This is a genomic window from Conexibacter sp. DBS9H8, from assembly GCF_023330685.1.
Classification (GTDB): domain Bacteria; phylum Actinomycetota; class Thermoleophilia; order Solirubrobacterales; family Solirubrobacteraceae; genus Palsa-465.
Genome location: NZ_CP097128.1, coordinates 2,816,699 through 2,835,800, shown reverse-complemented (window position 1 = coordinate 2,835,800; position 19,102 = coordinate 2,816,699). Strand labels below are relative to the sequence as shown.

The window sequence follows — 19,102 nt, the reverse complement described above, 5'->3', positions numbered from 1 at the left end:
GCGATCGAGGGTTCCGCTAGCGTCCGAGCCGATGAGCTCGGCCGACCGCGTCACGTTGGAGAGGGTCGGTGCGGTCGCGGTCGTGAGCCTCAACCGCCCGGAAAAGCTCAACGGCCTTGACCTGGCGCTGCTCGACGGTCTGCTCGAGGTGGCGCGGAGCCTGCGGGGTGACCGCACGGTGCGGGCGGTGATCCTCCGCGGGGAAGGGGCGGCCTTCAGCAGCGGGCTCGACTTCGGCTCCGTCGGTCGTCAGCCGATCCGGATGCTGCTGTCGTTCGTTCCGATGCCGGTTCGCGGTACCAACCGCTTCCAGGAGGTGGGCTGGGCCTGGCGTCGGCTGCCGGTGCCGGTGATCGCGGTGCTCCATGGCCGCTGCTACGGCGGCGGCATCCAGATCGCCCTCGGCGCTGACTTCCGGATCGCCACCCCGGACTGCGAGCTGTCGGTGATGGAGGCCAAGTGGGGGCTCGTTCCCGACATGACCGGGTCGGTCACCCTTTCCGAACTCGTCGGGCTCGACGTCGCCAAACGGCTCGTGATGACCGGCGAGGTCCTCAGCGGTGAGGCCGCCCACCGGATCGGGCTCGTGACCGAGGTGAGTGAGGACCCGCTCGCTCGCGCCTTCGAGCTCGCCGAGTTGCTCGCCGCCCGCTCACCGGATGCGGTGGCGGCGACCAAGCGTCTCCTCAACCGCAGTTGGCACGCCCGACCGCAGGCGGCCTTCGCGTTGGAGCGACGCTTGCAGGCGCGCCTGCTGCGGGGCGTCAACCACCGGATCGCCCGGACGGCGGCGATGGCCCGGGAGGCTCCCCGCTATGTCGACCGCGCCCGGCGTGGTTGAGTCATCTCCACCTGAGCACCGAGGCCGCTGCGGCGGGAGGGAGACGGGCAGACGACGCCGAGGACACATGTCGGAGGGGCGGTGACGGTCACGGTGACGGTTTGGGGGGAGGTGGCCGAACAGGTCAGGCTCGTCGCGACCGTCTCGGGCGCGCCGGAGGTGTATTGAAGCGTGGCCGTGTAGGACCACTCGCCCGTGGACGGACAGCCGGTCGCGATGAAGGGTGACGCCGTGACGCGGGAGCGCCGCTTCGCGGGGGACGTCGACCGCTTGGGGGCGCCGTGCCCTCCCGCTCGGCGTCTGCCCCGCGTTCGGGCACCTGAACGCTCGTGGTGCTGACGGTGGCGGCGGCGATGCCCGTCTCCATGGCGGCGTCGGTTTCTCGCACCATGTCGAACGATCACGGTCCGGCGCGCGGTCCAATCGGTGATGAAGGAGGTGATGTCCGCCTTGACCCCGAAGTTGACCGCTGCGGAGAGGTTCCAGCTCACCGCGGGAGCGGCTTGGTGGGCGCCTGTCGTGAGGGTTGCCGGTAATGCGACTGAGAACTGCACCGGCTTGGTCACATGCACCCAGGCGTCGGCCCGGGAGTCTGAGAGCTTGTAGATGAAACCGGCGGCGCTGACGTGGAGGTTGAGGGTCGGTACGTAGGCGGTGAAGGTCGTGGTCCCCAGTTGGGAGCCAGCAGGACAGGGAGGCGGGGTGTTCGAGAGGTGGCTGAAATCACTGGCCGGGCAGCTCGGGAACGGTCCCAGGTCCGCTCGGAAACTCGTGGGCAGCTGCTCGCGTGTGGACACCAGGGTCCGTGAGGGGGCGCCGTTTACGTAGCCGATGTCGCTCTCGGCAAGTTCGACGGACTGGACGGCCGGCCGCCTCACGCTGCCGGGTGTCCTCGAGTTTGCGCTCACCACCAGCGTGGAGGCGGCCGCGCCGGCCGCGAGGACGAGGAAGGTCAGGAGGCCGAGCGTCAAGGTTGAGAACCGGCGACCGAACACGAGCGGATCATGACAGGCGGACTGTCGATGGGGTGCACGTGACTCAGGACTCAGGGTCAGTGCGGGCCTCGATCACGTGGACGAGTTCTGCACCGGGCGCCGGGTCGGGAATGCTCCGGTCCCCGCGCCGGACCGAAGCGCTGATGAAGCCACAGGACTGCAGGTGCTGCTCGACCTCGGCCGTGGAAGTGAAGTGCAGTTCGACGCGGCCGCGGACGAAGCCTGCGAGGGCGAGCCGGAACAGGTCGACCGGCCGGGAGGAGCGGTCGTCCAGATGCAGGTCGGAGTAGTAGCGCCCGTGCGGGAAGCCCGCGAGCGCTCCGGCGAACCGGGTCCACGTCCCAAGCAGCTGTCCGCGGGGAAGGTAGTTGAGCAGACCTTCGGTGATGATCGCCGTCCCTCGTTTCGGGTCGAGCCCAGAGACAAGCTCAGTGAGGCTTCCGGGGCCCGTCGGGCGCGTCGCATCGAGGGCCGTGACGCGGTGGTGATCGTCGAGGTCCCCGGCGCGAGTCAGGGCGGCACGCTTACGAGCCGCCATCTCCGGAAGGTCGGTCTCGATGTAGTCAATCCGCGCGCCGTAGCGCTGGTGAAAGCGCCAGCCACGGGGTGACAGACCCGCTGCGAGCTCGACCACCTGGCCGATCTCTCCGGCGTCGATGGCCGAGCTCAGGAGTGCGTCGATCCCGCGGTGCCGAGCGAGCAGGAAGGGCTCGATCGAGAGCCCGAACCGACGCTGGCCGGCGGCGTTGATCGGAGCGAGGGCCAGGTGGAGCAACCGGCCCTGGAGGGTCCTCAATTCGGCTGGCGCGAGGCCGTTGCGAGCCCAGACTTCGGCCGTGTAGTGCGCCGTTGGACTGATCCGCTGAGTGCCTCCGGCCACTGCAGCGATGCTAACGGGTCGTTCCTGACATTCGGATCGTCCGCCGCGTACTCAACACAGAAGACCGGACCACGTATTTGAGGAGACACGACACATGAAGACCCACTCCAAACTCGCTGTGCTCGCTGCCGCAGGCGCGCTCGGAGTCGCGCCCGCGCTTGCGCTCGCGGCCGGCCCCGTGTCGCACCCCGGTTCCGGGAACCATGGGGCGGGGAACTCCGGGCACGTTGGCAGCGGCCACGGTCATCAGGGTGGAAGCGGCTACGGCGCCCCGATGACGGCGACGAGCACCACCTCCACGTCGACCACGTCCACCGGTTCCCACCCGACCGGTCGTCCCCAGAACCCGGGCGCCGGGCACCGTCCGACCAATCCGGGCCCGGGGGCAAGCCTGCCTGCCAAGGCTCACGCCTATGGCCGCTACTGTCAAGGGGAGAGCAAGGTCCACGTGGCCGGTACTCCGGGTACGCCCTTCAGCGCCTGTGTGACCGCGATGGCCAAAATGTCGACCGGATCAGTGAAGAACCCGACGGTGGCCTGCCGGACTGAAAGCAAGCGCCACGTGCGCGGTATGGCCGGAACTCCGTTCAGCCGCTGCGTCTCCGCAGCCGCGAAGCTGCACCACGCCGGGACAAGCGGAACCGGGACCGGCACGACCACGACCGGCACGACGACGACCGGCACGACGACGACCGGCACGACCACGACCGGCACGACCACGACCGGCACGACGACGACCGGCACGACGACGACCGGCACGACCACGACCGGCACGACCACGACCGGCACGACCACGACCGGCTGATCGGGGCTGCTCGGCTCAGGCGGGCGCTCCCGGGGGACGGGGCGTCCGCACGAGCCGGCGTTCGTGGACCGTTGAGGTCCAGGGTGGGGCGGCGACCCCGTCGCCGCGCATTACCGAAATCCTGACCGGAACTGGTGGCTTCACCGTCGCCGGCATGCCCGATACTGGGGTCGATGAAGGCCGTCCTGACCCTCCCGAGCTTTCGGCGGCTGGTCTTGGCCTACGCCCTGAACGAGTTCGCGTGGTCGGTCGGGAATTTCGCCCTTTCTCTGCTGGTCTACCGCCGTACCGGAAACGCCCTGGCGTCAACGGGGTTCTTCCTCACATCACAGTTTCTCCCCGCCTTCATCACGCCGAGCGTCGTCGCGTGGGCCGATCGCTTCGATCCGCGCCGAGTCCTCGCCGTCCTGTATGCGCTGCAGGCGTGCCTCTTCCTGACTCTCGCCGCCGCCCCCTCACACTTCTACCTCGCCCCGATCCTCGCCCTCGTCTTGGTGGGTGGAAGCCTCGGTCTCGCGGCCCGGCCAATCCTGCGGGCGACCACGGCGCGGCTGGTCACCCCGGGGGGATTTCTGAGGGACAGCAACGCCGTCATCAACGTGGCCTTTGGGTTCAGCATCCTGCTCGGCCCAATCATCGGCAGCGCGTTGGTGCTCGCGAGTGGCACGACGTTGGCGGTACTGGTGGACGCGGCCATCTTCGGCACCATCTCCCTCGCGCTGGCGGCCGCGCACGGCCTCTCCGCCACGCTGCCGGAACGTCGAGGACCGCGGCTGCGGGTCCGCGCGGCCCTCGAGCAGGCCAACCGGCATGTCGCCGTACGCCGCATCCTCACCTTTCAGGCGGTGGCGTGGACGATCTTCTCGATGACGCTCCCGCTGGAGGTGGTGCTCGCCCAGCACGTCCTCCATGCCGGAGCTGCCGGGTACGGGGCGTTGCTCTCCGCCTGGGGATCCGGCGCGATCGTGGGAAGCGCGCTGTATGCCCGCTGGCGGGCGCTGCCGGGATGGCTGCTGATCGCGTTCGGGTCCAGCGCCATCGGCGTCGGGTTCCTCCTCATGGCCGTCGCGCCGTCGATCGTGCTCGCGGTGGTCGGCGCGGTGATCGGCGGAGTCGGCAACGGGATTGAGCCCGTCGCCGAGCGGACGGCGTTACAGGAGCAGGTCGAAGACGGTTGGATGACGCTCACGCTCAGCCTCAACGAGTCCATCTTCCAGGCGTTTCCCGGACCGGGCTTCCTGCTGGGCGGCCTGCTCGCCACGCTGACCGGCGCCCGTCTGGCCTTCCTCGTCGCGGGCGTCGGCGCAGTCAGCGTGGCGTTGCTCGCTCCTCTCCTGCTCCGCACGCCCAGCGTCGTCTCAGGGACCGATGAGGCTGGGGACGACCGTTCGGCTCAGCGTCGAGAGGTGATCTCGTAGGCACTCGCGTTGCCGCGGGCTCGCGGCAACGCGGTGAGGGGTGTCTCGCCGCCCGGGACGGCCCCGGGGGTGGGCATCCAGGCCTGGAAGACGGGCGCCGGCATTGGCTTGCTGATGTAGTACCCCTGGATGAGGTCACAGCCAAGGGCGGAGAGCTTGAGGAGCGTCGGAGCATCCTCGACGCCCTCAGCCACGACCTTGAGCCCGAGGTCGTGGCCGAGGTTGATGGTCGACCGCACGATGATCAGGTCACTCTCGTCTGAGAGCATCTGCGAGACGAATGAACGGTCGATCTTCAGTTCGCCGATCGGGAGGTTCTTGAGGTAGCCGAGAGACGAGAATCCGGTGCCGAAGTCGTCGACGGAGAGGCAGACGCCGATCGCATGGAGCTTCGCGATGGTCGCCATGATGAGGTCCGGGTCGGCCATGATCATGCTCTCGGTGATCTCCAGCTTGAGCGCCGAGGGCGGGAGGCGGTGGGCGCTCAACAAGCCGGCGATCACGTCGGGAAGTTTCGGGTTGTGCAGGTTGCGGACTGAGAGGTTGACCGAGACGACCAGGTCTCGGCCCGATCTGCGCCACTCCGCACACTGCTCGATCGCCTGCTCGAGCACCGTCAGCATCAACGGGTGGATCATGGGCGTCTGCTCCGCCGATTCGATGAATGCGCCAGGAGGGAGCAGGCCATGCTCGGGGTGTTGCCAGCGTACGAGGGCCTCCGCGCCCCGGAGGGTGAAGTCGTCGGCGGCCATGATCGGCTGGTAGTGGACGATCAACTCACGGGCCTCGAGGGCGCGTGTGAGGTCGCCCAGCAGGCTCAGACGCCGCAGTGAGTGATGGTCCAGACCACTCGCGTACAGCCGGCTGCCGCACTGCGCATCCTTTGCCGCGTACATCGCCACGTCAGCCCGGCGCATCAACTCGTTCATCTCTTGGCCGTCGGCCGGAAAGCGGGCGATGCCGATGCTGGCGCCGACGCTCATGACGATCTCGTCCACCTCCATCGGTTGGCGGACACAGTCGAGGAGCTGCTCCGCAAAGCGCAGGGCACCCTCGGGGTCACCGGAGTCATCGTGGGTCAGGATGACGAACTCGTCACCGCCGAGGCGGGCGACGACACCGTCGGGGCCGGCACAGTCCTCCAGGCGCTGGGCGATCTCCCGCAGGAGCTGATCCCCGTAATGGTGCCCGAGGGTGTCGTTGATCTCCTTGAAGCGGTCAAGATCGATGAGGCTCAGGGCGAGTCCCGCACCGGGTGGGTTGGCGGCGATGGCTTCTGTCACCTGCGCGGCGAAGGCCTCCCGGTTTGCGAGCCCGGTGAGCCCGTCGGTGGTGGCCAGCCGCTGCAGTTCGGTTGCCCGAGCCTTCGACTTCAGCAGCTCGCCGACGAGGCTCTGGAAGATCAGGAACATCAGGCCGATCAGTCCGATCCCGAGCAGGCCCGTCTGGGTCGTGACCCACACCGCGGCCATCGCCAGCAGGCTCGCGAACAGCTCGGCGGGCATCACCGGCAGGAACGACTCGCGCAGCGCGTCCAGCAGTGACGAGCGTTCGAGCCAGGCCTGATATCCGACCACACCGAGGAAGTTGACGGTGATGGCACACACGAACGCCGGGATCACGATCACGTAGAAGGCGAACGCGGTCCGGCCGACGCCGAACTCGCCGGCGAGGCCGTGGAAGATCACCCCCCCGATCAGCGGAAACCAGGTGAAGGTGATCAGGTTGTTGCGCAGGTAGTGCCTGGCCGACCGCAGACGCAACTGCATGACGCAGATGCTCAGGGCGCCGAGACAGGCCGCCGGTGCCGCGCCGTAGACAACGGCGGCCAGCATCAGCCCCACCGGGGTGCCCTGCACGTAGATCCGGCGGCTGCTGGTGCCGGAGTAGGCGAGGCCGCTCAGGGTCGTGAAGGCCGCGATGACGAGAAGCCCGGGAAGGTTCCAGGTCGCCTCCCGCGCTGTCGCCGCGACCGCGATGAGCGCCAGTGCCGCCAGCGCCCCGTGTACCGTGACAACGCCGCGGCCTGGAACGCGAGGCGGCGCGGTGATCACGGACATGGATCCGCTATCGGCGATCGCACACGAATCCTTGAGCCACCCGCTCTCTTTGGCCTGAAAAACGGTGTATCTTGTAAAATCGGGCCTTGGCCCTCAAGATAGTCGGCTCCGGTGCCGATAGGGGGACTGAGGGGATCCCTCGCAGGATCCCCTCAGCAGAGGTCAACCGCCGACGACGCCCATTTGGGTCTCCTTCCGCTCCAGCCAGGGGTTTTGGGGGTCAGCGCATCCTGCGCTGACACGACGGTTGCTCGTCCCGTGCCCTGTCCACCTCGTACGTGGGCAGGGCACGCCCCGATCGGGCAACACATACGCTCCTTCATGAAACCACCCGCGTCAAGGCCCGGAGTGAAGTACTGTCCGTGCGTGGCGCGCGACACGGGGCGGGCCCGTGCTGACGTCGAACAGCTGCTCGGCGACGGAGGCTGGCCGAACCCGGATCAAGCGGGCTGAACGAGAAGGTCCGCTTGCAGGACCGTCAGTGAGGGTGAGCGAGGGGACTCGAACCCCCGACCGCCTGGACCACAACCAGGAGCTCTACCAACTGAGCTACGCCCACCACGGGCCCCTCAATCTAGCAACGGAACCGGGGAATCTCCGGTGTCCTCGGCGGGATGGGGTTCGGCGGGGTCGGGGAGGTGTCGCCCGAGGAGAATCCAGACCTCACCGTCCCGGCGCCAGCGCAGGGGGTCGCTTGTGGTCTGCCACGGCCGGGCGAGCAGGGAGCGCTCGGCGGCGAGGCCATCGCCGGAGGGTCGGCGGGAGATCCGCGGGGGCTGTCGTGTCCGCGGAGCGGCCGCGACGGCGATCGCGGCGATCACGGCGAGCGCGCCGATGATCGGCCCCACCCCGACTGGGTTGGAGAAGGCCACCCAGCCGATTGCAGCGCCGACGACCGGCTCGAGGTTGATGAAGGCGCCTGCGAGCTGGGGGCGGACGCGCGCCTGACCGTAGGCGAACAGCCAGAACGGAAGCACGGTGCCACCGATCGACAGCACGAGGAAGGCGGCGAGCGAGGCGCCTGACGGCATGGAGCTGGGCGGCGGTCCGCCCCCGAGAGCGAAGGGCAGCGCGAAGCCGGCGGCAGCGGCGAACTGGACGGCGGTGACCGCCGCCGGATCGCGCCCGGCGAGGATCCTCGGCTGGGAGGCGATGAGCCCGGCGGAGAAGAGCACCGAGGCGAGGACGAGCAGATCCCCGGACACGCTCGCCCCGCCGCCACCGCCACCGGCGATCAGGCCGATCCCGGTGAGTGAGAGTGCGTATGCGGCCCATTCGCGCCGGTGGGCGTTGCCGTGGCCGGCGACGGCGGAGGTGATCGCGACGAGCACCGGCGCGACGCCGAGCAGGACAGAGGCGTGGCTCACGGACGTGCGCGCGATCCCCGCATTCTGCAGCGCGACGCTCGCCCCGAAGCCGAGCGCCCCGACGACGGCGACCTGCCAGGACACTGCGCTCCGAAGTCGTCGGCGCGTGATGATGCCGAGCACGACGGCGGCGATGAGGAACCGGCCGACGGTGAGCCAGGCGGGATCGAGCCACTGCAGCGCGAGCTTGGACAGGGGCACGGTGGCGCCCCACAGCGCGCCTGCGAGGACGAGGGCAAGCAGTGCCGAGCGACGGGACGAGGACATGTCAATCACTATGGCCAGATCCCAAGACGAAACCCTCACAATTCGCCGATAATCGGATATCAGCAACAGAAAGTTTGGTCATATGTCGATATCGCTTGATTTAATTGATTTGCAGCTGCTCGAGGAGTTGCAAATCGACGCGGACCGCCCGAACGTCGAGCTTGCCCGCATCGTCGGGCTCTCGCCCGCGGCCACCCTGCATCGCGTCCGCCGGCTGAAGGAGTCCGGGTTGATCTCGCGGATCGTCGCCCGGCTCGACTGGACGACCGCTGGGTTCCCGATCCAGGTCTATGTCGCGGTCACGCTGCGCCAACACGACGATCGCACCCACCGGCAGTTCGCCGACGCCGTCGCCGGGATGCCGGAGGTGATCGCCGCTGACTGGGTCACGGGGGAGACGGACGCGCTGCTGATGGTCGTGGCGCGGGAGATCGCCGAGCTGCAGCGGGTGCTCGTCCGCCTGTCGACCCGAGGCGGTGCCGCTCGCGTCGTCACCTACCTGCGGCTGGAGGAGCTCAAGGCCAACGCGCCGCTGCCGCTCGAGCGGACGCGCTGAAGGTCACCGGCGCGGTCGCCGGGTGCGATCCGGGCCCGAGGTGATCGGAACCGTGCGGCTGAAGTAGATCGCCCGGGTGGCCGGGTCTGCCCAGGCCAGTCGCAGCGAACCGCGGCCTGGAATGTTCACGTGCGTGAGGATGAAGCCCTCCGGACTCGACGTCGTCACCCGGGCGATCGACCTCCACCGTGATGTGCCGGCCGGCAGGAACTCGAGCACGCCGGTCCGGTTGCCCGCCACCTGGGCAGGGCGGATCTGCATCCACACCAGCACGCGCCGCCCCGGACGCTGGGAGGGGAGCCAGATCGGGAGGCGGAAGGCGGCGTAGGCCGGTTTGGGATGGCCGTTGAGGTACTCCAGGCCGGACTCGAAGTTCGACCAGTACTTGACGCTCCCGGGGCGCGCACCGACCACCGGCGGTGAGTCATACAGCTCGAACTGAGCCATCGCCTTGACCCGGGGCATCTCGTAGCTCATGTAGTACCCCTCATCGAGCCAGGTTTCCTGCTCGCCGAGGGTCGTGTGCACGTACGGGTTGGGGGGGTTGGTCATGTAGCCCCACTCGGTCAGATACAGCGGCAGGCCAGTCGGCTCCCGGTAGGCGGAGTCGATCCGGTCGAGGTTGCGCTCGAGGACCCCAAGGTTGGCCATGGTGATCACCCAGGGGGCGTTCCGGAAGGGCAAGGCGGGCGTCTGGCTGAAGCTGTAGGGGTGATGGGCCCAGCCCGAGATCGCAAACAGGCCCGGGTTGTCGATCACGAAGGACCGGCGGTTCCCGCTCGTCGGGCAGTCGATGAGGGCGGCGGCTTGGCCGGTGAGCGGTTGATCGCGCGGGCCGACGCAGTAGAGCTCACGCAGAAACGGGATCACCCGCGTGTCCCCGCCCGATGCGGTCTCCCCGATCAGGATCGTGTCACTCGCGTGGCCGGTGGCGGCGAGGGCCCGGTAACCGGCGTTGTACAGGGCGCGGACCATTTCGGCCGCGCGCGGCTCGTTGTGGCCGTGGACCCGGAGCACCTGCGGGCTCAACCAGCCCCGCTCGTTCGGCTCGTTCCAGATGCCCCACATGGTGACCGCCGGAAGAGGTGCACCTGAGTTCGCCGGCGGGGTCGACGTCGGACTCGTGATCGTGCCGGTGATCGGTCCCAGCACCCCGCCACCGGTGCCGGAGGCGCCCGTCGACGACCCAGCGCCCGCGGAGCTGGCCGCTCCCGGCACGTAGCTGCCGGAGTAGCGCTTCGCGACGGCGGTGACGAACTGGCCAAACAGCCTCGGGTTCGGCTCGTGAGACCAGTTGTGGTCGTAGCCGGGCACGTTGTGGGGGTTGATCGCCCACAACGGCGCAGGGGCGGTGAGCTGGAAATAGACCCGCAGTCCGAGCGCCTTGGCGTCGTTGACGACGCGGTCATAGCGGGCCCACGCGCCGGCCGGGTAGGCGGAGGGGTCACTTGCGTCGAACTGTGGTTCGGTCGTCGCGTTCGGGTCCGGGGCCACGAGCGACCACACGACCGACACCTTGACGACGTTGACGCCGAGATGTGCCACCTGCGCGAGGTTGGCCTCCACCTGGGCGGGGGAGGCGTAGATGAACGCCTGGTCATCCATCAGGATCATCGGTTCGGTCGTGTCGGCGTGCGCACTCGCTGCGGGGAACCCGCCGAGGAAGGCGGTGCCCACGAGGGCGACGAGTGCGAGCTGGAGACGCCGTCCGCCGCGGCGGGGAACGCGGGAGTCCCACAAGTAGGCAAGAAGAACCGCGAGGTCGATGACCCCGGAGAGAAGGAACGCGACCGGTCCCGTGACCGCTCGCCCCGCCAATCGACCCAGCACGACACTCAAGCTATCGTCTCGGGCCACATGAGCGTCGTTTCACCCACCGTCACCACCAACGTCACTGAGCTTCCCGAGTCGCGGGTTCGCGTCGACGCCGAGGTCGCCGCCCCCGAGGTCGAGCGCCGCGTCCAGCAGGCCGCTCGCGAACTCGGCAAGAACCTCCGCATCCCGGGCTTCCGCAAGGGCAAGGTGCCTCCGCCGGTGGTCATCCGCCGCCTCGGCCGTGAGGCCGTGCTGGATGAGGCGATGCGCAGCGCGCTCGGGCAGTGGTACGCCGAGGCGGTCGAGGTGGCTGGAATCGCCCCGGTCGGCGAGCCCGACATCAACTTCGGTGACCTGCCCGAGGCCGGCCAGCCGCTCACCCTGACGATCGAGATCGGCGTGCGGCCGACGGCCAAGCTCGGGGAGTACAAGGGCCTCGAGGTTCCCAAGCGGGAACCGGTGGCCTCGGAGGCGGCGATCGATGCCGAGCTCGAACGGCTTCGCGACCGCAACGCGACGCTCGAGGCGGTCGACCGGCCGGCCCAGAACGGCGATCACGTCGTGATGGACTACCTCGGAAGCGTCGACGGGGTGGCCTTCGAGGGAGGTGAGGGTCGCGACCAGCTCTTCGAGCTCGGCTCCGGGCAGCTCATCCCCGGGTTCGAGGAGCAGCTCGTCGGCGTCCGTGCCGGCGAGGAGGTCACCGTCGCCGTCACCTTCCCCGAGGACTACGGCGCCGAGGAACTCGCCGGCCAGCCGGCGAGCTTCGCCGTCACCGTCACCGAGGTGAAGGAGAAGGTCGCGCCCGTCCTCGACGACGAGTTCGCCTCCGAGGCCGCCGGCTTTGACACCCTTGCCGAACTGCGTGAGGACATCGCCGCGCGCCTCTCCGAGCAGGAGACCCAGACGATCGCCAACGAGTTTGAACGGGCGGTCCTCGACGCGGTCGCCGCGAACGCCGAGATCGAGGTTCCGCCCGCCCTCGTGCACGCTCGGGCGCACGAGATGGTGCATGAAACGCTCAACTCCCTCTCCCAGCAGGGCATCTCCCCGGAGATGTATCTGCAGATCACCGGCAAGAGCGAACACGAACTCTCCGAGGACGCCGAGCCGGAGGCCGAGCGGACACTCAAGCGCGAGGCGGTGCTCGCCGCCGTCGCCCTCGCCGAGCCGATCGTCCCCACCGACGAGGAGATCCTCGAGGCGCTCGAACCGACGGCCGCGCGGGCCAATGCGACCGCGCAGGAGCTGTTTGACCAGCTCGTCTCGCGCGGGCGTCTGGACCGGATGCGCGAGGAGCTCTCTCACCGCAAGGCGCTCGAGCTGCTCGTTGCCGAGGCGGTCCCGGTTCCGGCCCCGCCGGTTGTGGCTGAGACCGAGCCGGCGCCGGCCGATCCGGCCGAGACCGAGCCGGCCGAGACCGAGCCGGCCAGCTGAACACCCCGCCGGGGAGGCGGGTTGGCCGCCGACCGGCGATTGCTAGAGTCGCCCGGCAGGCATTCTCCGAGCCGGAAAGAAACAAGCGAGGACCATGAGCCCACTCGTACCGATGGTTGTCGAGCAAACCTCCCGTGGGGAGCGTGCCTTCGACATCTACAGCCGCCTTCTCAACGAGCGGATCGTCTTCCTCGGCACCCCCGTCGACGACCAGATCGCCAACCTGATCGTCGCGCAGTTGCTGCACCTGGAGTCCGAGGACCCGGACAAGGACATCAGCCTCTACATCAACTCGCCGGGCGGGTCGGTGTACGCCGGACTGGCGATCTACGACACGATGCAGTTCATCAAGCCGGACGTGCAGACGATCTGCGTCGGCATCGCCATGAGCATGGGGGCGCTGCTGCTCTCCGGCGGGGCTGCGGGCAAGCGGATGGCCCTCCCGAACGCGAAGATCCTCATCCACCAGGTGTCTGCGGGCTTTCAGGGCCAGGCGACCGACATCGAGATCCACGCGAACGAGATCATCGACCTGCGTCGTACCCTCGACGACATCATCGCCCACCACACCGGCAAGCCGATGGAGGAGGTCCGCAAGGACACCGAGCGCGACCACTTCCTCACCGCCGAGGAGGCCAAGGCGTACGGGATCATCGATCGGGTGATCACCCAACACTGAGCGCGGGACGGGGGAGCGAGATGGCACGGCCGACCGACACCAACGAGCAACTGCTCTGCTCCTTCTGTGGCAAATCCCAGCGCCAGGTCAAGAAGCTGATCGCCGGGCCGGGCGTCTACATCTGTGACGAGTGCATCGATCTCTGCAACGAGATCATCGACGAGGAGCTCACCACTCCAGCGAACTTCGACCTTCAGCACCTCCCCAAGCCGCGGGAGATCTACGCGGTGCTCAACGACTACGTCGTCGGGCAGGAGCAGGCGAAGCGGACGCTGTCGGTCGCCGTCTACAACCACTACAAGCGCGTCCAGATGATGCAGTCCGATGATCAGGACATCGAGCTGCAGAAGTCGAACATCCTGCTGCTCGGCCCGACTGGGTGTGGCAAGACACTGCTCGCCCAGACGCTCGCCAAGATCCTCAACGTCCCGTTCGCGATCGCCGACGCGACCGCCCTGACGGAGGCCGGCTACGTCGGCGAGGACGTCGAGAACATCCTGCTCAAGCTGATCCAGGCGGCCGACTACGACGTCAAGAAGGCCGAGACGGGGATCATCTACATCGACGAGGTCGACAAGATCGCCCGCAAGGCGGACAACCCGTCGATCACCCGCGACGTCTCCGGGGAGGGAGTCCAGCAGGCGCTGCTCAAGATCCTCGAGGGGACGACCGCGAGCGTGCCGCCCCAGGGGGGTCGCAAGCACCCCCATCAGGAGTTCCTCTCGATCGACACGACGAACATCCTGTTCATCTGCGGCGGTGCCTTCGCCAACCTCGACAAGGTGATCGAGCGCCGCGTCGGCCATCAGGGCGTCGGCTTCGGCGCCTCGATCCAGACCAAGGAGCAGCGCGACCTGGGACAGATCTTCGAGGCCTGCCTGCCCGAGGACCTCGTCCAGTACGGGCTCATCCCCGAGTTCATCGGCCGTCTCCCGGTCACCTCGGCCGTCCATCAGCTCAGCCGCGACGAGTTGATGCAGATCCTCACCGAGCCGCGCAACGCCCTGATCAAGCAGTTCCAGCGGTTCTTCTCCTTCGACGGCATCGAGCTCGTGTTCGCCGATGAGGCGCTCGCCAGCATCGCCGACCGCGCGCTCGAGCGCGAAACCGGCGCCCGCGGTCTGCGTTCGATCATCGAGGAGGTCCTCCTCGAGGTCCAGTTCGAGCTGCCGAGTCGCCGTGATGTCACCAAATGCGTCGTCACCCGAGAGACGATCACCGCCGGCGTGCCGCCGACCCTCGTCACCGTCTCGGTCCCCGAGGAGGACCCCGGCGAGGCGGCCGCCTGAGCGGGTGCTCGCGGGGGCGGTCCACCGGGACCACCCCCGCGCCGGGCCGTCCGGTGGGCGCGCCCCTACACTGACCGGTCCGATGACCGACGCCGCGACGCCGATCGCCGACCTGGCCGACAGGACCCGGTATGAGCCCTCCGAGGTGGAGCCGCGGATCGCCGCCCGCTGGCTGGAGGCGGGGATCTCCCATCCCGAGGTAGCGGGGACAGCGGCGGAGAACTACAGCATCGCGATCCCGCCACCGAACGTCACCGGCGTCCTCCACATGGGCCATGCGCTCAACCTGACGATTCAGGACACGCTTGCTCGTACCGCCCGGCAGCGGGGGCAGCGGGTCAAGTGGATCCACGGTACCGACCACGCCGGGATCGCCACCCAGACGGTCGTCGAGAAGGAACTCGTCGCCCTCGGTGGCGGGCGGGAGGAGCTCGGCCGGGACGCGTTCATCGCCCGCGTGTGGGCGTGGCGGGAGCGCTACGGTTTCCAGATCGTCGAGCAGCAGAAGCGGCTTGGCGCCTCGGCCGACTTCACCGACGAGCATTTCACGATGGATCCCGCCTATGCGGAGGCGGTCGCGACCGTCTTCTGCGCCCTTTATGAGGAAGGTCTCATCTACCGGGATCATTACATGGTCAACTGGGATCCTGGCAGCCGATCGGCGATCTCCGACCTCGAGGTGGAGGAGCGCGAGGTCGACGACAGGCTGTACCACATCACGTACCCGCTCGAGTCGGGGGAGGGGTCGATCACGGTCGCCACGGTGCGGCCCGAGACGCTGTTCGCGGACGTCGCCGTCGCGGTCAACCCGGCCGACGAGCGCTACGCCCACCTCGTCGGCCAACACGCGATCCTGCCGATCGTCGGGACCCGGCTGGAGATCATCGCCGACGCCTACGTGAAACGCGAGTTCGGCACCGGCGCCCTGAAGATCACCCCTGGCCACGACGTCAACGACTTCGAGATCGGCCAGCGCCATGGCCTCCCCGCCCCGTCGGCGATCGGGGAGGACGGCCGGCTCGCCGGTGAGGTGGTGCCCGAGCGCTACCGCGGGCTACGGGCCGGAGAGGCCCAGGCTGCGGTCGTTGCCGAACTGCGGGAGCTGGGGCTGCTCGTGCGGGAGGAGCCCTACCGCCACACGGTCCCCCACAGCCATCGTTCGGGAGAGCGGATTGAGCCGCTCATCTCACTGCAGTGGTTCATGGCGATGGACCAGCTCGCGCGGCCGGCGATCGCCGCCGTCCGCGACGGGCGGGTGCGCTTCCACCCCGAGAATCAGCGTGGGGTCTACCTCAACTGGATGGAGAACATCCGGCCGTGGTGCATCTCCCGCCAGTTGTGGTGGGGTCACCAGATCCCCGTCTGGTACCGGGGCGACGAGGTCCACTGTGCGCTCGCCCCGCCGGAGGGAGAGGGGTGGGAGCGCGACCCCGACGTGCTCGACACCTGGTTCTCCTCCGCACTGTGGCCGTTCGTCACCCTCGGCTGGCCGGCGGTGTCTGCCGCGCTGCGCGCCTTCTACCCGACCGACGCGCTCGTCACGAGCCGCGACATCATCTTCCTGTGGGTGGCGCGGATGATCATGATGGGCATCCGCTTCGCCGGGGACATCCCCTTCTCCGACGTCTACATCCACTCGATCATCCAGGCCCCGGACGGCCGGCGGATGTCCAAGTCGTTGGGGACGGGGATCGACCCGCTCGCCCTCATCGACGGGGGAGAGCGGCCGCCGGTGTACGCCGATGGGGGCGCCTTCCCCGCCTACGGCGCGGACGCTCTGCGCTGGGGCCTGCTCGCGATGTCCTCGGCCCAGGACGTGCGGTTCAACGAGGAGAAGATCGCCCAGGGGCGCCAGTTGACCAACAAGCTGTGGAACGCCGCTCGTCTCATCCTGTCCGGCGGCGGGGCCGAACTCAGGGCGGAACTGTCGCCCGCCGGGGCCCAGGCGGTCGAGGACCGCTGGATCCTGTCGCGCCTCGTTCGGGCGCGCGCGTCGGTCACCGAGCGGGTTGCCGCCTTCGACTTCGCCAAGGCTGCCCAGGAGCTGTACGACTTCATCTTCTCCGAGCTCTGTGACTGGTACCTCGAGCTCGTCAAACCCCGCCTCGCCGAGCCGGAGGCGGGAGCGGTCGCCCGCCACGTGCTCACCGAGACCCTCGCCCTCGCCCACCCGGTGATCCCGTTCGTCACCGAGGAGATCTGGAGCCACCTGCCCGGTGCCGATGACCTCCTCGCAGCCCGGGTGAGCCCCGCAGTCGTCGGGGCGGTCGATGAGGCGGCCGAGGCCACGCTCGCGGACCTCATCGCCGCGGTCACCGCGGTGCGAGGCTGGCGCAACGCGGCAGGGGTGAAGGCATCCGCGACCCTCCGGGTCCGGCTGGAGGCCGGCGGGTACGCCGACACGGCCGGCTCGCTCGCCCGTCTGGGCAAGCTCGAACTCTGCGACGCCCCGGAGGAGCCGGTCGCCGTCCTGCCGGTACCCGGAGGTCAGATCGCGATCCTCGCGTCCGACGCCGTCGACCTCGGTGCCGCGGAGGCCAAACGCCAGGCTGAACGCGAACGCCTGGGCGCCGAGATCACGCGAGCGCAGTCCAAGCTCGCCAACCCCGGGTTCGTCGCCAAGGCCAACCCGGCCGTCGTGGCGGCCGAGCGGGCCAAGCTCGCGCGCCTGGAGGCCGACCTCAAGGCTCTCGATGACGCCTGAGGAGGCAGAGGCGCGGCTGCTGTCCCTCGAGCTGTTCGGGATGCGCTTCGGCCTTGACCGGATGCGCCGGCTGATGACCGCCCTCGGTCACCCGGAGCGGACGTTCGCGTCGATCCACGTCGTCGGCACGAACGGCAAGTCGTCGACGACCCGGATGATCGCCGCGATCCTCGGCCGGCACGGCTACCGGACCGGCACCTACCTCAGCCCGCACCTCGTCAGCTTCTGCGAACGGATCCGGGTCGGCGACGCCGACATCACCCCGGACCGGTTCGCCGCCGCGCTCGCGCGCAGCCTCGCCGCCGCCGAACTCGTCAACCGGGGGGGTGAGGACCGGGTCACCCAGTTCGAGGCGCTCACGGCCGCCGCCTACAGCGAACTCTCCGCCGCCGGGGTGGACGTGGCCGTGATCGAGGCGGGGCTCGGCGGCCGCTGGGACGCCACCAACGTGATTCCCTCGACGGTGACCGTCCTCACCGGAGTCGGGCTCGAACACACGCGCTGGCTCGGACCGACGATCACCGCGATCGCGACCGAGAAGCTCGACGTTCTCCAGCCGGGGAGCGTCCTCGTGCTCGGCCCGGGCATGCACCCGGAGGCGGTCGCCGTGGCGGAGGCGACCGCGTCCGCGCGGGACGCTGAGATCGTCCGCGCCGATGGGGACCCTCACGCCGCGGTCGGGGCCCTCGGCGCCTTCCAGCGACGCAACTTCAGTGTCGCCCGAACCGCCGTGGCCGCCTTCCTCGCCGTGACCGGAGCCGGCGAGATCGACGCGGACGCGGCCGCTGCGGCGGCGGCGGACATCCGCGTCCCCGGTCGGCTCCAGCGGGTCGGGGAGTCACCGCTCACCCTGCTCGACGGGGCCCACAACCCGGACGGGATCGCCGCGCTCGCCGAGTCGCTCCCCGACCTCCAGGGTCGCCGGGCCCGTCGGGTCGCGGTCATCTCGATCCTCGACGACAAGGACGCGGCCGGGATGCTCGCCCGACTCTCCCCGCACTTCGACGAGGTGATCCTCACCGCCAGCCACAACCCGCGGGTGCTGCCCCCGCCGACGCTGGCCTCCCTGCTGGCCCAAGTGGACGGACCGCCGAGTGAGATCGTCGCCGACCCTCGGGCGGCTCTCGCCCGGGCGCGCGAACTCGCCGGACCGGCTGGTTTCGTACTGGCGACCGGGTCGATCTACCTGATCGCCGACCTGCTGAGCCCCGGCCGAGCCGCCGCCGGGCGGCGGCGCTCGAACCTGTGAAGGTGGACGTGAGCCCCCACACAGACCACGATCCTGACGGGCAACCGAGCTTCGGCGCGATGATCCGGCTCGTCGCGGTCGTCGTCGCCGTCGTCATCCTCGTCTTCTTCATCATCGGCTACGGCTTCGGTCGGCTGTTCCTTTAAGGCCTTTCCGAGCAGGCATTTGTCCCTCCAGGCAGAATCTCTCCCCACGATGCAGCCGCTCTTTGCGATCTTCGGGATCCACAACTCCACGGTGACGCTCGTTGTCGACCTCGCGGTCCTCTTCCTCGTCGTCATCTGGCTCGCGCTCGTGTACTGGACCTACGCGGATGCGCGGCGGCGGATCCGCGACCCGATGCTCGTCGGCGCGGCGACCGCCGCCAGCCTGTTTCCGTTCATCGGTTCGCTCGTCTACACGATCGTCCGGCCGCCCGAGTACCTCGAGGACGCCGAGGATCGCGAGCTGTCGATCCGGGCGTCGGAGGCCCAGCTCGCCGCCCTCGGGCACGAGGCCTGTCCGCACTGTGACCGGCCGGTGGAGAAGACCTTTCTGCGCTGCCCGCACTGTCTGCGCAAGCTCAAGAATCCGTGCGTCAACTGTGCTCGGCCGCTGGAGAACGATTGGCGCATATGCCCCTACTGCGAAGCGGACGTGCCGGGGGTGACCCCGCCGCGGCGCCAGCGTCGCCGTCGGGAGGCCGATTCGGGCACCGTGCCCAGCGGGCCGCCGACGGACCTGATCTGATCGCCGAGTCT

At 69.0% G+C, this 19,102-nt stretch carries 16 protein-coding genes and 1 tRNA gene; 10 read left to right on the top strand and 7 right to left on the bottom strand.

The window, feature by feature from the left end; all coding sequences use genetic code 11:
• The first annotated feature begins 31 nt into the window (after positions 1-31).
• Complete coding sequence (locus tag M3M55_RS13495; protein ID WP_249010020.1) at positions 32-841, top strand: crotonase/enoyl-CoA hydratase family protein; 810 nt, start codon at positions 32-34, stop codon at positions 839-841.
• On the opposite strand, the gene M3M55_RS13490 is transcribed toward M3M55_RS13495, so the two are convergent.
• The 3 genes from M3M55_RS13490 to M3M55_RS13480 form a co-directional block, all read right to left on the bottom strand.
• Positions 814-1,812 (bottom strand): hypothetical protein, encoded by a 999-nt coding sequence (locus M3M55_RS13490; protein ID WP_249010019.1) that lies wholly within the window; start codon positions 1,810-1,812, stop codon positions 814-816. The two genes, M3M55_RS13495 and M3M55_RS13490, sit on opposite strands and share 28 nt — an antisense overlap.
• A 67-nt stretch (positions 1,813-1,879) precedes the next feature.
• Positions 1,880-2,611 (bottom strand): class I SAM-dependent methyltransferase, encoded by a 732-nt coding sequence (locus M3M55_RS13485; protein ID WP_249010018.1) that lies wholly within the window; start codon positions 2,609-2,611, stop codon positions 1,880-1,882.
• Positions 2,612-3,142: 531 nt separating this feature from the next.
• Complete coding sequence (locus M3M55_RS13480; RefSeq protein ID WP_249010017.1) at positions 3,143-3,511, bottom strand: hypothetical protein; 369 nt, start codon at positions 3,509-3,511, stop codon at positions 3,143-3,145.
• Between the two features lie 183 nt (positions 3,512-3,694).
• Here M3M55_RS13480 and M3M55_RS13475 point away from each other — a divergent pair, with 183 nt between their 5' ends.
• Positions 3,695-4,939, top strand: a complete 1,245-nt coding sequence (locus M3M55_RS13475) for an MFS transporter (protein ID WP_249010016.1) — start codon at positions 3,695-3,697, stop codon at positions 4,937-4,939.
• On the opposite strand, the gene M3M55_RS13470 is transcribed toward M3M55_RS13475, so the two are convergent.
• From M3M55_RS13470 to M3M55_RS13460, 3 genes are all read right to left on the bottom strand, one after another.
• The gene (locus M3M55_RS13470; RefSeq protein WP_249010015.1) at positions 4,915-6,999 is read right to left on the bottom strand and encodes a bifunctional diguanylate cyclase/phosphodiesterase; all 2,085 of its coding nucleotides are present in this window, start codon (positions 6,997-6,999) and stop codon (positions 4,915-4,917) included. The two genes, M3M55_RS13475 and M3M55_RS13470, sit on opposite strands and share 25 nt — an antisense overlap.
• 486 nt (positions 7,000-7,485) lie before the next feature.
• Positions 7,486-7,558 (bottom strand) — tRNA-His (locus M3M55_RS13465).
• 10 nt (positions 7,559-7,568) lie between these two features.
• A complete protein-coding gene (locus M3M55_RS13460) occupies positions 7,569-8,633 on the bottom strand; it encodes a DMT family transporter (protein WP_249010014.1) in 1,065 nt (354 codons plus the stop codon).
• An 82-nt stretch (positions 8,634-8,715) separates the two neighbouring features.
• On the opposite strand from M3M55_RS13460, the gene M3M55_RS13455 reads away from it, so the two are divergent.
• Positions 8,716-9,189, top strand: a complete 474-nt coding sequence (locus M3M55_RS13455; protein ID WP_249010013.1) for an Lrp/AsnC family transcriptional regulator — start codon at positions 8,716-8,718, stop codon at positions 9,187-9,189.
• Between the two features lie 3 nt (positions 9,190-9,192).
• Here the strand turns inward: M3M55_RS13455 and M3M55_RS13450 are convergent, their stop codons facing one another.
• On the bottom strand, positions 9,193-11,019 hold the full coding sequence (locus M3M55_RS13450; protein ID WP_249010012.1) for a hypothetical protein: 1,827 nt from the start codon (positions 11,017-11,019) through the stop codon (positions 9,193-9,195).
• Positions 11,020-11,046: 27 nt separating this feature from the next.
• Here M3M55_RS13450 and tig point away from each other — a divergent pair, with 27 nt between their 5' ends.
• From tig to M3M55_RS13415, 7 genes are all read left to right on the top strand, one after another.
• Positions 11,047-12,441 carry a trigger factor gene (tig, locus tag M3M55_RS13445; RefSeq protein ID WP_249010011.1) on the top strand — a complete coding sequence of 465 codons (1,395 nt, stop codon included), beginning with the start codon at positions 11,047-11,049 and terminating at the stop codon, positions 12,439-12,441.
• 94 nt (positions 12,442-12,535) lie between these two features.
• The gene (gene clpP, locus M3M55_RS13440) at positions 12,536-13,120 is read left to right on the top strand and encodes an ATP-dependent Clp endopeptidase proteolytic subunit ClpP (protein ID WP_249010010.1); all 585 of its coding nucleotides are present in this window, start codon (positions 12,536-12,538) and stop codon (positions 13,118-13,120) included.
• A gap of 20 nt (positions 13,121-13,140) precedes the next feature.
• Positions 13,141-14,409, top strand: a complete 1,269-nt coding sequence (clpX, locus tag M3M55_RS13435; RefSeq protein ID WP_249010009.1) for an ATP-dependent Clp protease ATP-binding subunit ClpX — start codon at positions 13,141-13,143, stop codon at positions 14,407-14,409.
• Between the two features lie 82 nt (positions 14,410-14,491).
• A complete protein-coding gene (locus M3M55_RS13430) occupies positions 14,492-17,113 on the top strand; it encodes a valine--tRNA ligase (RefSeq protein WP_249010008.1) in 2,622 nt (873 codons plus the stop codon).
• The gene (locus M3M55_RS13425) at positions 17,103-18,362 is read left to right on the top strand and encodes a folylpolyglutamate synthase/dihydrofolate synthase family protein (protein WP_249010007.1); all 1,260 of its coding nucleotides are present in this window, start codon (positions 17,103-17,105) and stop codon (positions 18,360-18,362) included. The genes M3M55_RS13430 and M3M55_RS13425 overlap by 11 nt, the downstream gene beginning before the upstream one ends.
• An 8-nt stretch (positions 18,363-18,370) precedes the next feature.
• Complete coding sequence (locus M3M55_RS13420) at positions 18,371-18,508, top strand: hypothetical protein (protein WP_249010006.1); 138 nt, start codon at positions 18,371-18,373, stop codon at positions 18,506-18,508.
• Between the two features lie 49 nt (positions 18,509-18,557).
• Complete coding sequence (locus M3M55_RS13415) at positions 18,558-19,091, top strand: zinc ribbon domain-containing protein (protein ID WP_249010005.1); 534 nt, start codon at positions 18,558-18,560, stop codon at positions 19,089-19,091.
• Positions 19,092-19,102 lie beyond the last annotated feature (11 nt).